Here is a 12,778-nt window from a genome sequence, read left to right on the forward strand (position 1 = left end):
CTGTGCGCGTCGCGCTGTTCGTCACCTGCCTCGCCGACGCGATGTTCCCGCAGGTCGGCAAGGCCACGGTGACGCTGCTGGAGCGGCTGGGGAACGAGGTCGTGTTCCCCGAGGCGCAGACCTGCTGCGGGCAGATGCACGTCAACACGGGATACCAGAAACAGGCCCTCAGCCTCGTCGAGCACCACATGCGCACGTTCGAGCCCTATGACGCGATCGTGGCGCCCTCGGGTTCGTGCGTGGGTTCCGTGCGCCACCAGCACGCGGCGGTCGCCGAGCGCGCCGGCAAGCGCCAGCTCGCGGCCCGGGCCGGCGAGGTCGCCCGGCGCACCTACGAGCTGTCGGAGTTCCTGGTCGACGTGCTCGGGGTGACCGACGTCGGCGCGCACTACCCGCACCGGGTCACCTACCACCCGACCTGCCACTCGCTGCGCATGCTGCGCGTCGGCGACCGGCCGCTGCGGCTGCTGCGGGCGGTCCGCGGCATCGACCTCGTCGAGCTGCCCGACGCCGAGCAGTGCTGCGGCTTCGGGGGGACCTTCGCGCTCAAGAACGCCGACACCTCGGCCGCGATGCTCGCCGACAAGCTGCGCAACGTGCTGTCCACCTCCGCCGACGTCGTCTCGGCCGGGGACTCGTCCTGCCTGATGCACATCGGCGGCGGATTGTCGCGGCTGTCGGTGCAGGCTCGTCCCGTACACCTCGCGGAGATTCTGGCCTCGACATGAGCACCTTTCTGGGAATGCCCGAAGTGGCCCCGCGCGGGGTCGGGCAGCTGCGCGGCGACGAGCCCTTCCCCGTCGCCGCCCGCACGGCGCTGGGCAACGAGCAGCTGCGGCGCAACCTCGGCCACGCCACCCGCACGATCCGGGCCAAGCGGGCCGCGGTCGTCGGCGAGGTGCCGGACTGGGAGGAGCTGCGCCGCGCCGGCGAGGCGCTGAAGGCCTCGACCATGGCCCGCCTGCCCGAGCTGCTCGCCCAGCTGGAGGAGCAGGTCACCGCCCGCGGCGGCACCGTGCACTGGGCCCGCGACGCCAACGAGGCCAACGCCATCGTCGCCGGCCTCGTCCGCGCGGCCGGCGCCGACGAGGTCGTGAAGGTCAAATCGATGGCGACCCAGGAGATCGGGCTCAACGAGGCCCTGGAGGCGCAGGGCATCGCCGCCTGGGAGACTGACCTCGCCGAGCTCATCGTCCAGCTCGGCCACGACCGGCCCTCGCACATCCTCGTCCCGGCGATCCACCGCAACCGCACCGAGATCCGCGACATCTTCCTGCGCTCCATGCAGGGCGCGCCCCCGGATCTCACCGACGATCCTCGCCGGCTGGCCATGGCCGCCCGCGAGCACCTGCGCCGCAAGTTCCTCTCGGCGAAGGTCGCCGTGTCGGGCGCCAACTTCGCCGTCGCCGAGACCGGCACCCTGGCCGTGGTCGAGTCGGAGGGCAACGGCCGCATGTGCCTGACCCTGCCGCGGACGCTGATCACGGTGATGGGCATCGAGAAGCTCGTTCCCGCCTGGACCGACCTGGAGGTCTTCCTCCAGCTGCTGCCGCGCTCGTCCACCGGCGAGCGCATGAACCCGTACACGTCGCTGTGGACCGGCGTGACCCCCGGCGACGGCCCGCAGGACTTCCACCTGATCCTGCTCGACAACGGCCGCACCGCCGTCCTCGCCGACGAGGCCGGCCGGTCGGCCCTGCACTGCATCCGCTGCAGCGCGTGCCTCAACGTGTGCCCGGTCTACGAGCGCACCGGCGGCCACGCGTACGGATCCGTCTACCCCGGCCCGATCGGCGCGGTGCTGAGCCCGCAGCTGACGGGGGTGGAGGACAACGCCTCGCTGCCGTACGCCTCCAGCCTCTGCGGCGCCTGCTTCGACGCCTGCCCAGTGCGCATCGACATCCCGTCCATGCTCGTGCATCTGCGGGCCCGGCACGTCGAGGAGCACGGCCCGTCGGCGGAGGCGGTGGCGATGGCCGCGATGTCGTGGGTGATGGGGCGCCCGGCCCGGTTCCGCGCCGGCGAGCGGCTGATGCGGCTCGGGCGCCTGCTCGGCCGGCGCCGCGACCGCATCGGGTCGCTGCCGCCGCCGCTGTCCGCGTGGACCGCGAGCCGGGACCTGCCCCGGCCGCCGGCCCAGACGTTCCGTGAATGGTGGCGCGCGCGATGACTGAACCCGACGCCCGCTCCGTGGTCCTGGCCCGCATCCGGTCGGCCCTCGGCTCCTCCCCCACCGTGCCCGCGGTGCCGCGCGACTACCGGCGCTCGGGCCCGCTGGCGCCGGGGTCCGACGAACTGCTGGCGCTGTTCACGGATCGCCTGCTCGATTACAAGGCGACGGTCGTACCGACCTCCGCCGACGCCCTCGCCACGGACCTGGCCACCGCTGTGGCCGGCCTGTCCCCGCTGATCGTGCCGCCGTCCCTGCCCTTCGCGGTTCCAGGCGCCACGGTGGACGACGGTTCACTGTCCGCCCCCGGCCTGGACACGTTCGCCGGCGTCGTGACGTGCTGCGCGGCGGCCGTGGCGGAGACCGGGACGATCGCGCTGGACGGCTCCCCGGACCAGGGCCGCCGGGCGATATCGCTGGTCCCCGACCGCCACTTCTGCGTGGTCCGGGCCGACCAGGTCGTGCAGTCCGTGCCCGATCTGCTGGCCCGGCTCACGCCCACCCGGCCGCTCACCCTGATCAGCGGCCCCTCGGCGACGAGCGACATCGAGCTGAACCGCGTGGAGGGCGTGCACGGGCCGCGGACCCTGGTCGTGTTCCTGGTTCGGTGACTGGCTTTTCCGATATATCCGGCGCCTCCGGCGCCGGATATATCGCCTTTATCGTGATAAAGCGGTGCGTGACCGTTGCGGGCGGCCCAGGTCGTGCAGGAGGGCGTCCAGCGTCTCGTCGTCGGCCCAGCCGTTGACCGACAGGACGCCGTCGGGCGCGACCGTGATCTCCAGCCGGTCCCGGGTCGCGACGGCCTCGGCCACCCGGATACGGTCGCTGCGCTGGACGAACTCCTGGTTGGTCGAGCCGGCCCAAGGGCGGTGGCGGTCGACGAGGGCCGCGACGTACGGGCCGGCGATGAGCAGATCCGTGGCCTCCAGCAGCGCGGCCACGTCGGTTCGCCCACTGTGGACGGCCCGGTTCAGCTGTGCGGTGGTGTAGCCCGAGAAGGTCATGACCGAGCGGCCGGCCGCCCGCACACCCGCGGCGATCACCGCGAGCGGGGCGGCGTGGTCGAACGGTTCGCCGCCGAGCAGGGTCAGGCCCTCGGTGCCCGCGGCCAGGACCCGGTCCAGGACCGCCCGGGTCGGGGCCGGCTCGCCGCCGCGGAAGGTCCACAGGTGCGGGTTGAAGCAGCCCGGGCAGCGGATGGTGCAGCCCTGGACCCACAGGGCCGTACGCTCCCCCGGCCCCTCCGCCACCGTCCGCTCGACGAACCGGCCCAGCCGCAGGACGTCCGCGGGGATGGGCGGGCCTGGCTCAGAAGTCGAGGACACGGCCGCCGCCCGGGTTGTGCTGCGGCGCGCGGGGGCGCGGGGTGCAGGTGAGGACCGGGCGCAGGCGGGCGTACTCGTGCGGGGCGAGGGCGGCCGCGGCGGCGAACTCCTCGACGGTCTGGAAACCGCCCCACGCCTCGCGATCGGCGACGAGTCGCTCGGCCCGCGGCGAATCCAGGCGGGCGAGCTGAACCAGCTGCGCCGCGGTGGCCGCATTGACGTCGAGCATCCCGGCGATGCCCGGGGCTGCGGCGTTCGGGCCCGGCGGGGCCGGGATCGCGCCGAAAGGCGCAGCGGGCCGAGATTCGGGCATACCCGAAATATCCGATAAGTCGTGGCGCGGAGCGCCCGACTTATCGGTTCCCCACGCTCGGGGAGCCGCGGACGCAAAGGCGCCCGGCACTTCGGGCATATCGGCGCCGGGAGCCGCGGGCACGTAGGCACCTGGCACCGCAGGCACATCGGCGCCGGAAGCCGCGGGTGCGTAGGCACCCGGAACACCGGGCGGGTAGGCACCGAAAGCGGCGGGCGCGACGCTGGGAGGCGGCGGTGCGGGGAAGGTCGGTGGCGGGGCGAGCGCAGCGGCGGCGGGCGGCTGCTGCTCGAACCAGGGGCGGTTCGCCGCGCGCCAGCGCAGCCAGGAGCCGTTGAGCAGCAGCGCGTGGACGATGCCGGCGAACCACAGGACGAAGTAGGCGACCGCGATCGCCGTGCTCGCCGGGGCGTCCCCCAGGCGGTTGATCGCGACGAGGCCGGCCCAGGGCAGGACGAGATAGGCGATGCCGAGGCCCCACCAGGCCGGGCGGCGAGCCGTGATGCCGATGTAGAGGAAGCCGGTGCCGCTCAGGCAGCCCAGGCCGAGCACCACCAGCAGGACCCACCAGCTGTTGCGCAGCCGCCAGCCGAAGCCGACCGCATTACCCGCCATCGTACTGCTCCCGCCTCACCGTCACAGAGTTCGACGCCGCCGTGTAGTCGGCGGTGTACTCGCTGTGCACCGTCTGCGCGGCCAGCAGGTCCTCGAGCACGGCGACGTAGTCGAGGCACTTGGAGCCGGTGACGCCCAGGGTCTCGGCCGAGACGGTGCCGTCCTCGGCGACGGTGACCACGATGCGTTTCATGACCGCTCCACCGCGAAGACCAGCCGCACCGCGCGGTCCGGGGTGACCGAGCGCGACTCCAGCCGCAGGCCCGCGGCCGGGGCGCGCTCGGTCAGCCTGGTCAGGACCGCCCGCTGCACCTGCCGGCCGTACGCGGCGTCGACCGCGCGGACGATGTCCGTCGCGCGCGCCTCGTCGACGTCGCCGGTGAAGTGGGCGGTCCAGATGTGCCGCTCGTCGCGGCTGAAGCGGGCCCGCACGCCCGCCCAGTCGGCGACGAGATCGGCGTCCTCGGTGGTCACGGCGGCCCGGGTGTCGCGCAGGGCCGCGGCGAGCAGGGCCGCGTCGCGCATCCGGGTCTCCACCTTGACGACCGTGGAGTCCTTGCCCTTGGTGAGGCCGGCGTGCGCCGCGGTGGCGGCGATCACCAGCGGTACCAGAATGAGGGAAACGCTCATCGTCAGACCTCGATCGTTCGTCCGCGCAAGCCGATCACCGGCATCGGGGCGGTCGGCGGCTCCTCGTCGGCGTCCCAGTCCTCGGGGGCGGTCGCGGCGACGGCGCGGGTGCGGGCCCACTCGCGCAGCGCGCCGAGCTTCTCGGCCTGGGTGACGCTCAGCGGTACCATGCCCGCCACCGAACGCAGGATGTCCTCGCGGTGCAGAGGGCGCCGCTCGGAGAACGCGTCGAAGAGCGCCGCGACCACGGCCTGCTCGATCTCGGCGCCGGAGTAGCCGGCCGAGAGCGTGCACACCTCGCGCAGCAGCGCCTCGTCGAGCCGCAGTGCGCCCTGGACGGCCGGGCGGGCCAGGCGCCGCCGCAGGTGGACGCCCCAGATGGAGGCCCGCTCGGCGCGGCTGGGCAGGTCCACGAAGAAGATCTCGTCGAACCGGCCCTTGCGCAGCAGCTCGGGGGGCAGCCGTTCGATGTCGTTGGCGGTCGCGATCACGAACACCGAGCCGGTCTTCTCCTGCATCCAGGTCAGGAACGTGCCGAAGACGCGGTTGGTGGTGCCGCCGTCGTTGCTCGCGCTGCTGGAGAAGCCCTTCTCGATCTCGTCGACCCACAGCACGCACGGGGCGCTCGCCTCGGCGGTGCGCAGCGCGGCGCGCATGTTCTGCTCGCTGGAGCCGATCAGGCCGGAGAAGACGCGGCCGATGTCCAGCCGCAGCAGCGGCAGCCCCCACGCGGCGGCGACGGCCTTGGCGGTCAGCGACTTGCCGCAGCCCGGCACGCCGGTGATGAGCACGCCCTTGGGCGCCGGCAGCCCGTACTCCGCGGCGGCCGCCAGCCACGAGTTGTCCCGCTTGGCCAACCAGCGCTTGAGGTTCTCGAGGCCACCGACCTGGTCCAGGCGCACGTCGGCGTCGACGTACTCCAGCACGCCGGCCTTGCGCACCGCCTGCCGCTTCTCCTCGTGCACGATGTCGAGGTCGCCCAGGTTCAGCACGCCGTCGTTGACCATCGCCCGGGCGAACGCGTTCTCGGCCTCGTTGAGCGTGAGCCCGGCCGCGGCCTTGGCGAACTTCTCGCGGCCGATCGGGTCGAGCTCGATGCGGATGCGGCCGCTGCTGGCGTTGCCGGCGATCATCGCCTCCAGCACCCCGCGGATCTCGGCCTCGCTGGGCAGCGGGAAGTCGACGATCGTCACGTCCTTCTCGAGGTCCGGCGGGATCCGCAGGACCGGGGCGACGACGACCAGCGTCCGGGGCGCCGCGCCGGCCTTGAACGCCGCGGCGATGTCCCGCAGCCGCCGCACCACGCTGGGCAGGACCGGCACGTCGCCGCCGAGCGAGTTGTGCAGGTCGCGGAAGACGAACAGGCCGGGCTGCTGGATGCGCAGCACCGCCTCGAGCGCGTTGTCGGGCTCGGTGGTGTACTGCACGGCGACCCCGTCGGGCTGCAGCAGGCCGCTGGTCGCCGACCAGGTCCACACCGGCCGCGGGGTGCGCACGAGCGCGGCGTCGGCCGCGACCGCGGCGAGCTCGCCCAGCACCCGGTGCTCCTCGTAGGACTCGACGTAGAGGACCGGGAACCTGGCCTTCAACAGCTGCGCCAGGTCGTGGCGGAAACCGGTCACTGCGCTGTCCTCTCCTTACCGCGGGCGGGCGTTGCCGATGACCCTAACCGCAGCGGGCCGCTCAGATGAGTCCGCTGGTTGCCGCCAGCCCTGTCAGAAACGCGCCACCGGCGATCACGGTCATCGCCCACGCCCGCGCCCGCAGCGCGAGGTGCAGGGTCACGAAGAGGGCGGTCACCCACTCATTTCGCCGGCCGGAACGCCCAGTGCCAGGGCTCGCGCGGGGTCGTCTCGGCGAACCCGAACCTCCCGGCGTTCGCCCGCATCCACGCCTGGGCGCGGCTGTCGAGGTCGAGGTCGACGGCGATGCCCCACCCGTGGTCGCTGGTCCCGGGCTTCGCGGCGAGCCCGCCCTGGGAGTACAGCCCCTTGCGCTCGGCGAGGTCGACCTGCTCGGCGAGCGGCCGGTAGGAGTCGGTGATGCCGATGTTCACGCCCTGCTCCCGCGCCGCGCACATGAGCGCCTCCAGCGACGTGGCGGCCGGCGCCCACAGGCGGTGCCCGGTGGTCCCGACCCGCTGCAGCGCACTTTCGGGGATGCGCCCGTTGCCGTACTTCGTGAGCTCCACCGGCACCCCGGCCGACGTGCGCGCCGTGCGCAGCGTCCCGTCGAGCGCCTGCGCGAACGCCGCCGAGGACGACTCGGTCCCCGCGGCCGCCGGCGTCGTCGCGGGCGACCGGAACGCGGCGATCTGCGTGCGAATCTCCGCCATGCGGTTCGCGATGCCGGCTATGCCTGTGGCCTCCACATCGCAACCATCGGCCACCCGAACCGCAACCTTAGCCGGCGCGGGCGGCGCGCGGGCATTTCGCGTCAGGGGCCGATGAGGGTGATCGTCAACAGGCTGGTGTAGGTGCCGGTCGGGGCCGTGTCCGGCAACCACAGCGCCATCGCGGCGCCGACGTGCTGGGTGCCCAGGCCGCTGCCCGGCGGCGCGGACGCCAGCGTGGCGCCCGGCACGGCGAGGCCGCCGCTTTGCGGGGACTGCATCCGGGGCGGCACGGCGGGGCCCGCGAGCGGGGCGCCCTCGGCGTCGCTGCCGGGCGCGAGCAGCGCCGGAATCCAGCCGAAGTCAGCGGCGGGGGCGGTGGTGGCGCCGTTGACGAAGTCGGTCGCCTGGCCGGTGAGGGTCCAGCCGGGCTGGCCGGGGCGCGTGTCGGTGACCGAGATCCCGCTCAGCTCGCCGTGGCGGTGCCCTCGATCCGGGCGTGCGCCGGCGCGCCCCACGCGGCGGCACCGGGCGCGAGGGCCGCGGGCGCGAGCAGGAGGGCCACCGCCACGATCCTGACCAACCGACGCATGCCGACGATTCGACCGCGCTTGCGCTGCGGACCGGTGCCGCGGCGGCGAACGGGCGGCGAACGCCGGACACGCTCCGGCGCCGCGGCCCAGGCGGGGCGCGGCGCCGGGGATGCGTGTGTCAGGCGGTGGGGGCGGGGGCGCGGCGGTACGCCAGGATGCCCACCACCAGGCCGGCCAGGCCCAGGACCAGGCCGGCGACGCCCAGGCCGATCGCGGTGCCGTCGCTGCCGCCGGACTTCGAGTCGCTCGCCGCGACCGTCGGGCCGGCCGAGGTCGTCGTCGAGGCGGCCGTGGTGTCGGTCTTCTTCGACAGTTTCAGGACCGGGGCCGGGTGCTCGGCCTCGGCGCCCGGGGCGGGCTCGTCGATCCAGCGGACGACCTCGCCGTTGGAGTACGTCTGCAGGGCCTTGAAGACGATCTGGTCGACCTGCGGCAGGGGGCCGAGGGAGACGTCGAACTCCTGGAACTGGTGGGGCTTGATCGCCGCGCTCTCGTCCGCGGTCCAGGTGATCTTGGAGACCGCCTCGGTCATCTCGTCGCCGTCGTTGGTCTTGATCGGGGTTGCCAGCTTGCTGGTCTCCGTGGCGGCCGTCCAGCCCTGCACCGGCTTGAGCGAGACCGAGGCGATCGGCTTGTCGGTCGGGATCGCGATCTCGACCTTCGTGGTGCTGGCGTTGTCGCGCTCGGTCGGGACACGGAACGTCACCTTCGTGTATCCGCCCTGCACGGCGGTGTTCGGGTTCACCGTGACGTGGGCGGAAGCGGCGACGGGGAAGGCGAGCGCCGCGGTGAGCGCCGCCGCGGCGGCGACACCGGCGCGGACCACACGGGCCAGGCGCATGACGGGGAGGTCCTCTCGGGGATCCGGGGATGTGTCGCGCTGATAGTCGCCACACACCCCCGCGAAGTTCCCGCGTTCAGCGCTTCAGGTCGCCCGGGTCGGCGTAGGCGGTGCCGATCGCGGTGACGGCGAAGAGCACCACCGCGAGCACGTGCACGCCGGTGCACCACAGGCAGATCGCGTCGAGCGTGAACAGCTCGGCGAAGACCAGGTAAAACACGAACAGCACGCCGATCGCGGCGAGGGCCAGGCGGCCGTAGCGGATCGCCGGCAGCGCCGAGCGCCACAGGGGCGCGGGCGAGAGGGCCAGCATCGCCACGAAGTACACCAGCCCGAGCACCGCCACCGGGATGCCGAACACGGCCGACTGCTGCGATGTGGTGACCTTCAGGCAGTTCAGCGCGCCGGTGTCGGGGCAGGCCAGGGTGCTCGACGAGGTGAAGTGCTCGATCGTGAGGTACACCGAGACAGCCAGCCCGCACACCGCCAGCACCAGCGAGGTCAGCGGCACCCAGTGCTGCACCACGCTGCGGTCGATCTCGATCTCACTGGCCGACATTGGCGAACTCCCCCTGGTAGGCCTTGACGGCCGCGCTGGAACACACGTCGCCGGGCTGGTTGCCGGTGATGCGGCACAGCAGCGCGGTCAGCGCGTTGGCGCTGCCGCCGATGCTGCGCCCGAGCTGGCTGTCGGGATTCCTGATGGCGTCGAGGACCTGCTGGTGGGTGTGGTCGGCGAGCAGCTCCGGGCTGTAGGAGGCGCCGGCCTGCAGGGCCTTGTTGGCGAAGTCCATGAACGGGATCGCGCCCGCGGAGTCCTTGGGGACGTACGGCGGGGCGTTGTACTTCTGCACGATCTGCGCCTGCTCGGCGGTGAGCTGGTCCAGCGGCTGGTACTGCCCGCCCTTGCGCACGTTCGTGGTCGTCTCGACGCCCTGGAAGGCGAGGTACTGGCTCGTGTACGTCGAGCCGTGGAACGACAGCGTCGGCGTGTTGGGGAACGAGTCGTCCGCCGCCGACGTCGTCAGCGACAGGCCCTGGAAGGTGCCGAACCGCGACAGTGCCACGACCACGGGCCAGCGCTGCGCGGCGCAGAAGGGGCAGTACTCGGCGCCGACGTACAGGATCAGGGGCTTGCCGTCGGCGGTGAGCGCCGGCTGGCCGGTCAGCGGCGTGGGCAGCGACGGCTTCGCGCCGGCGCCGACGGCGTCGAGGGTGGCGGCCGGCACCGAGGTCACGCCGGCGACGATCTCGGCGGCCGCGGCGGGGCTGGGCAGTGCGCTGGGCTTCTCGCCGCCTCCACCGGCGCTGCCGAGCTTGACCAGGCCCATCACGACGAAGACCAGCAGGACGGCGGCGATGGACGAATACGCCAGCCTCATCCGCCCGTGCCGGGCCTGCGCCCGCTCCTGGATCATGCGCATTCGTCGCGCGTACTCACGCGAGTCGCGCTGCCGTTTGGACACGCGGCCACCTTCCCGGAACGAGTCATCCTGTCACTCAGTAGTCGCACGCGGCGGGGCGTCCAGTTCCCGATCCCACCGAAGATCACCCTGCCGACGACCGATCGTATGGGAGTGGCTACCGACCGGTCAGGGGCGAAAGTCCTGGGAAGGTCCTGGAAAGGTCCTGGGCGCCTGATTGACGTAAGGACCGCCGGGCCCATAGTGTCGTACGGGTAGACATCGAGGGAGGTCACCGATGAGCACCGTGTCCGGCGCCGAGTCACCCCAGGCGATCACGACCCCGCTGGTCCTGCCGATCTCCCGCTCGCTGTTCTGGCTCGGCGGCACCGCCCTGCTGGCCCTGCTCGTCTACTACTTCGTCGGCATCGACCAGGGCGCCGTGTCGGTCTTCGGCAACGACTCGCACGTCCACGAACTGCTGCACGACGGCCGCCACTTCCTCGGCTTCCCCTGCCACTAGGGCTTGCGCAGCACGCAGTCGCCGCAGGTCCCGCCGCCGGGGATGCGGTAGTACAGGCAGCAGTTGTTGCGCCGCAGCGAGCGCGCGCCGACGACCGCGGTCCCGGCCAGCGGCGGGCGCGCCAGCAGCCCCCGCACGACGTCCCAGGCGCCCCCGGGCAACTGCCCGGCCGCCCCGCCCAGCGCCGAGGCCACGTTGCCCCACAGCACCCGGGGCGAGAGGCGGAACCGCTCCCGGAACACCTCGGCGAGCGGCGCGACCAGGCCCAGCACCGCCACGTCGAAGAGGTCGTCCGCCGGCCGGGGCGGCACATCACGGACGGCCAGGGGCAGCGGGCCGCCGGGAACCTCCCGCCACCACAGGTCGCCCGGCCCCGCGCCCCGGACCGTCCCCGTCAGCGCATCCGCCAGCGGCGGCGAGACCAGCCGCGACGCCCACCCCAGGAACAGCACCGACGCGACCACCCGCTCCGGCACCGCCGCCTCGTCGAGCCCGAACATCCCCACGAGCGCCCGCCGCGACACGGCGACCCGCTGCGCGACCACGTCCGGCTCCAGCAACTGCGCGAACGGCCGCCAGCCGGGGCCGCCGTCGTAGGGCTCCCAGACGAAGTACGGATTCACGCCCGTACCCTAACCGCGGAGTTGGTTGAACCCTGAACAGCCTCGTGGTGTAGATGTCACCGGGAGGCCGTCGAGAGGGGCTGTGCGTGACGCGCGACGAGGAGCTCATGACCGCGCTGTACACCGAGCACTACGGTGTGCTGCTCGCCTTCGTCTCACGCTACGAGCGGGACCGCCACCGCGCCGAGGACCTCGTGCAGGACACGCTCCTGCGCGCCTGGCGGCACATCGAGCGCATCGACGTGAGCCGGGACACCACGCGGGCGTACCTGCTCACGATCGCGCGCAACGTGGTCAGCAACAACTGGCGGGCCGAGCAGCGCCGCCCCCGGCTCGTCTCGGACCCCGACGCGGTGGCGGCCGTCGCCGACCCCGACAACGTCGACGAGCTGGTCGAGGGCTGGCTGATCCGCGCCGCGCTCGACCGCCTCTCCCCGGAGCACCGCGACGTGATCCGCTCCGTCTACTACGACGGCCGCACGGTCGCCGACACGGCGAAACGGCTTTCGGTACCGGAGGGTACCGTCAAGTCGCGCGCCTACTACGCGGTCCGCGCGCTTCGGGCGGTGTTCGAGGAGATGGGGGTGTTACGGTGACCGCCGATCACGACGCGGTGCGCCGGCTGCTCGGGGCGTACGTCCTGGGCGGCCTCGACACCACCGACCAGACCACGCTCGACGCCCACCTGAGCTCGTGCGCGCAGTGCCGGGCCGAGGTGGGGCGCCTGGCGTCCGTGCCGGAGCTGCTGCAGCGCCTGCCCTCATCCTCCCCCGGCGAGCCCCTCGAACCACCGTCCCGCGCCGGCCTCGACGCCTTCCTGCGCCGCGCCCGCCCCCGCCGCCTGCCGGTCGTCGTGCTCGCCGCGGCCTGCGTCGCGCTCGCCGTCCTGGCCGGCGTCCTGGCGCTGCGGCCGGCGGGCACACCGGCTCCACAGGCACAGGCGTCGCCGTCGGTCTCCGCCGGCACCGTCGTGCAATTCGTGGCGGCCGGCGGCAGCGGGCTGTCGGGGCGGGCCACCCTGAGCCCGCGGCAGTGGGGGGTCTCGGTCTCGCTGGAGCTGGCCGGGCTGCCCGGCGACGGGCCGTTCACGATGAACGTGCTCGGCCGCGGCGGCCAGGCCGAGCAGGCCGCCTGCTGGGGCCGGACCCGCACGGCCCAGGCCCGGGTGACCGGGGCCAGCTCGATCCAGCTGGCCAACGTCGACTCGGTCACGGTCGCCGATCACGACGGCAACCTGCTGGGCTCCGCCCGCGTCGCCTGAGGTTCCCGCCCACCCGGAAGGGCCGCCCGCCCTCCGGGCTGGCTCGCGCGCGCCGACGGGGCGGCTCGCGGAACACTTCCGCCGCGCTCACGTTTCACGAATCCGTCGGCGGCGGGCATCACCGCCGGACATACCGGAAGATCCGG

Annotated in this window: 18 protein-coding genes; 6 read left to right on the forward strand and 12 right to left on the reverse strand. The window is 73.3% G+C overall.

The genetic code is table 11. The annotated features are described in order from the left end of the window. Positions 1–2: 2 nt before the first annotated feature. The 3 genes from ACQPY0_RS47100 to ACQPY0_RS47110 are packed head-to-tail and all read left to right on the forward strand — an operon-like array spanning position 3 to position 2,781. The gene (locus tag ACQPY0_RS47100) at positions 3–728 is read left to right on the forward strand and encodes a (Fe-S)-binding protein (protein WP_432976401.1); all 726 of its coding nucleotides are present in this window, start codon (positions 3–5) and stop codon (positions 726–728) included. Beyond that, the gene (locus ACQPY0_RS47105) at positions 725–2,170 is read left to right on the forward strand and encodes a LutB/LldF family L-lactate oxidation iron-sulfur protein (protein ID WP_432976404.1); all 1,446 of its coding nucleotides are present in this window, start codon (positions 725–727) and stop codon (positions 2,168–2,170) included. The genes ACQPY0_RS47100 and ACQPY0_RS47105 overlap by 4 nt, the downstream gene beginning before the upstream one ends. Continuing rightward, positions 2,167–2,781, forward strand: a complete 615-nt coding sequence (locus ACQPY0_RS47110) for a LutC/YkgG family protein (protein WP_432976407.1) — start codon at positions 2,167–2,169, stop codon at positions 2,779–2,781. The genes ACQPY0_RS47105 and ACQPY0_RS47110 overlap by 4 nt, the downstream gene beginning before the upstream one ends. 48 nt (positions 2,782–2,829) lie before the next feature. Here ACQPY0_RS47110 and ACQPY0_RS47115 read toward each other — a convergent pair whose 3' ends face one another. The 11 genes from ACQPY0_RS47115 to ACQPY0_RS47165 all read right to left on the reverse strand — a co-directional run bounded on the left by ACQPY0_RS47115 (position 2,830) and on the right by ACQPY0_RS47165 (position 10,288). Beyond that, complete coding sequence (locus ACQPY0_RS47115) at positions 2,830–3,423, reverse strand: 4Fe-4S single cluster domain-containing protein (RefSeq protein WP_432976410.1); 594 nt, start codon at positions 3,421–3,423, stop codon at positions 2,830–2,832. Between the two features lie 58 nt (positions 3,424–3,481). Beyond that, on the reverse strand, positions 3,482–4,426 hold the full coding sequence (locus ACQPY0_RS47120) for a ComEA family DNA-binding protein (RefSeq protein WP_432976413.1): 945 nt from the start codon (positions 4,424–4,426) through the stop codon (positions 3,482–3,484). After that, positions 4,416–4,619, reverse strand: a complete 204-nt coding sequence (locus ACQPY0_RS47125; RefSeq protein WP_432976416.1) for a DUF2997 domain-containing protein — start codon at positions 4,617–4,619, stop codon at positions 4,416–4,418. The genes ACQPY0_RS47120 and ACQPY0_RS47125 overlap by 11 nt, the downstream gene beginning before the upstream one ends. Continuing rightward, complete coding sequence (locus ACQPY0_RS47130) at positions 4,616–5,056, reverse strand: hypothetical protein (protein ID WP_432976419.1); 441 nt, start codon at positions 5,054–5,056, stop codon at positions 4,616–4,618. The genes ACQPY0_RS47125 and ACQPY0_RS47130 overlap by 4 nt, the downstream gene beginning before the upstream one ends. A 2-nt stretch (positions 5,057–5,058) precedes the next feature. Next, the gene (locus ACQPY0_RS47135) at positions 5,059–6,678 is read right to left on the reverse strand and encodes an AAA family ATPase (protein ID WP_432976422.1); all 1,620 of its coding nucleotides are present in this window, start codon (positions 6,676–6,678) and stop codon (positions 5,059–5,061) included. Between the two features lie 182 nt (positions 6,679–6,860). Further along, entirely contained in the window at positions 6,861–7,391 is a 531-nt protein-coding gene (locus ACQPY0_RS47140) for a M15 family metallopeptidase (protein WP_432976425.1), read from the reverse strand. Between the two features lie 101 nt (positions 7,392–7,492). Further along, positions 7,493–7,906 (reverse strand): hypothetical protein, encoded by a 414-nt coding sequence (locus tag ACQPY0_RS47145; RefSeq protein ID WP_432976428.1) that lies wholly within the window; start codon positions 7,904–7,906, stop codon positions 7,493–7,495. Next, positions 7,855–7,980: a hypothetical protein gene (locus ACQPY0_RS47150; protein ID WP_432976431.1), complete on the reverse strand. Its 126-nt coding sequence runs from the start codon at positions 7,978–7,980 to the stop codon at positions 7,855–7,857. Before ACQPY0_RS47150 ends, ACQPY0_RS47145 begins: the two co-directional genes overlap by 52 nt. 119 nt (positions 7,981–8,099) lie before the next feature. After that, a complete protein-coding gene (locus tag ACQPY0_RS47155) occupies positions 8,100–8,822 on the reverse strand; it encodes a YcnI family protein (protein WP_432976434.1) in 723 nt (240 codons plus the stop codon). Positions 8,823–8,898: 76 nt separating this feature from the next. Next, positions 8,899–9,381, reverse strand: a complete 483-nt coding sequence (locus ACQPY0_RS47160; protein WP_432976437.1) for a vitamin K epoxide reductase family protein — start codon at positions 9,379–9,381, stop codon at positions 8,899–8,901. Beyond that, positions 9,368–10,288: a DUF929 family protein gene (locus tag ACQPY0_RS47165; RefSeq protein ID WP_432976440.1), complete on the reverse strand. Its 921-nt coding sequence runs from the start codon at positions 10,286–10,288 to the stop codon at positions 9,368–9,370. Before ACQPY0_RS47165 ends, ACQPY0_RS47160 begins: the two co-directional genes overlap by 14 nt. A 235-nt stretch (positions 10,289–10,523) precedes the next feature. Here ACQPY0_RS47165 and ACQPY0_RS47170 point away from each other — a divergent pair, with 235 nt between their 5' ends. Continuing rightward, on the forward strand, positions 10,524–10,748 hold the full coding sequence (locus ACQPY0_RS47170; RefSeq protein WP_432976442.1) for a CbtB domain-containing protein: 225 nt from the start codon (positions 10,524–10,526) through the stop codon (positions 10,746–10,748). Here ACQPY0_RS47170 and ACQPY0_RS47175 read toward each other — a convergent pair. After that, a complete protein-coding gene (locus tag ACQPY0_RS47175) occupies positions 10,745–11,371 on the reverse strand; it encodes a (2Fe-2S)-binding protein (RefSeq protein WP_432976445.1) in 627 nt (208 codons plus the stop codon). The genes ACQPY0_RS47170 and ACQPY0_RS47175 overlap by 4 nt on opposite strands. An 86-nt stretch (positions 11,372–11,457) precedes the next feature. On the opposite strand from ACQPY0_RS47175, the gene ACQPY0_RS47180 reads away from it, so the two are divergent. Continuing rightward, positions 11,458–11,967 (forward strand): sigma-70 family RNA polymerase sigma factor, encoded by a 510-nt coding sequence (locus ACQPY0_RS47180; protein ID WP_432976448.1) that lies wholly within the window; start codon positions 11,458–11,460, stop codon positions 11,965–11,967. After that, on the forward strand, positions 11,964–12,632 hold the full coding sequence (locus ACQPY0_RS47185) for a zf-HC2 domain-containing protein (RefSeq protein ID WP_432976451.1): 669 nt from the start codon (positions 11,964–11,966) through the stop codon (positions 12,630–12,632). The genes ACQPY0_RS47180 and ACQPY0_RS47185 overlap by 4 nt, the downstream gene beginning before the upstream one ends. The last annotated feature ends 146 nt before the right edge of the window (positions 12,633–12,778 follow it).

This window comes from Dactylosporangium sp. CA-233914 (assembly GCF_050942935.1).
Classification (GTDB): Bacteria; Actinomycetota; Actinomycetes; order Mycobacteriales; family Micromonosporaceae; genus Dactylosporangium.

Excerpts from the sequence above, each read along its gene's own strand:
- ACQPY0_RS47105 (WP_432976404.1), top strand. The coding sequence starts at position 725 with ATGAGCACCTTTCTGGGAATGCCCGAAGTGGCCCCGCGCGGGGTCGGG.
- ACQPY0_RS47110 (WP_432976407.1), top strand. The coding sequence starts at position 2,167 with ATGACTGAACCCGACGCCCGCTCCGTGGTCCTGGCCCGCATCCGGTCG.
- ACQPY0_RS47120 (WP_432976413.1), bottom strand. The coding sequence starts at position 4,426 with ATGGCGGGTAATGCGGTCGGCTTCGGCTGGCGGCTGCGCAACAGCTGG.
- ACQPY0_RS47125 (WP_432976416.1), bottom strand. The coding sequence starts at position 4,619 with ATGAAACGCATCGTGGTCACCGTCGCCGAGGACGGCACCGTCTCGGCC.
- ACQPY0_RS47130 (WP_432976419.1), bottom strand. The coding sequence starts at position 5,056 with ATGAGCGTTTCCCTCATTCTGGTACCGCTGGTGATCGCCGCCACCGCG.
- ACQPY0_RS47140 (WP_432976425.1), bottom strand. The coding sequence starts at position 7,391 with ATGGCGGAGATTCGCACGCAGATCGCCGCGTTCCGGTCGCCCGCGACG.
- ACQPY0_RS47150 (WP_432976431.1), bottom strand. The coding sequence starts at position 7,980 with ATGCGTCGGTTGGTCAGGATCGTGGCGGTGGCCCTCCTGCTCGCGCCC.
- ACQPY0_RS47155 (WP_432976434.1), bottom strand. The coding sequence starts at position 8,822 with ATGCGCCTGGCCCGTGTGGTCCGCGCCGGTGTCGCCGCCGCGGCGGCG.
- ACQPY0_RS47160 (WP_432976437.1), bottom strand. The coding sequence starts at position 9,381 with ATGTCGGCCAGTGAGATCGAGATCGACCGCAGCGTGGTGCAGCACTGG.
- ACQPY0_RS47170 (WP_432976442.1), top strand. The coding sequence starts at position 10,524 with ATGAGCACCGTGTCCGGCGCCGAGTCACCCCAGGCGATCACGACCCCG.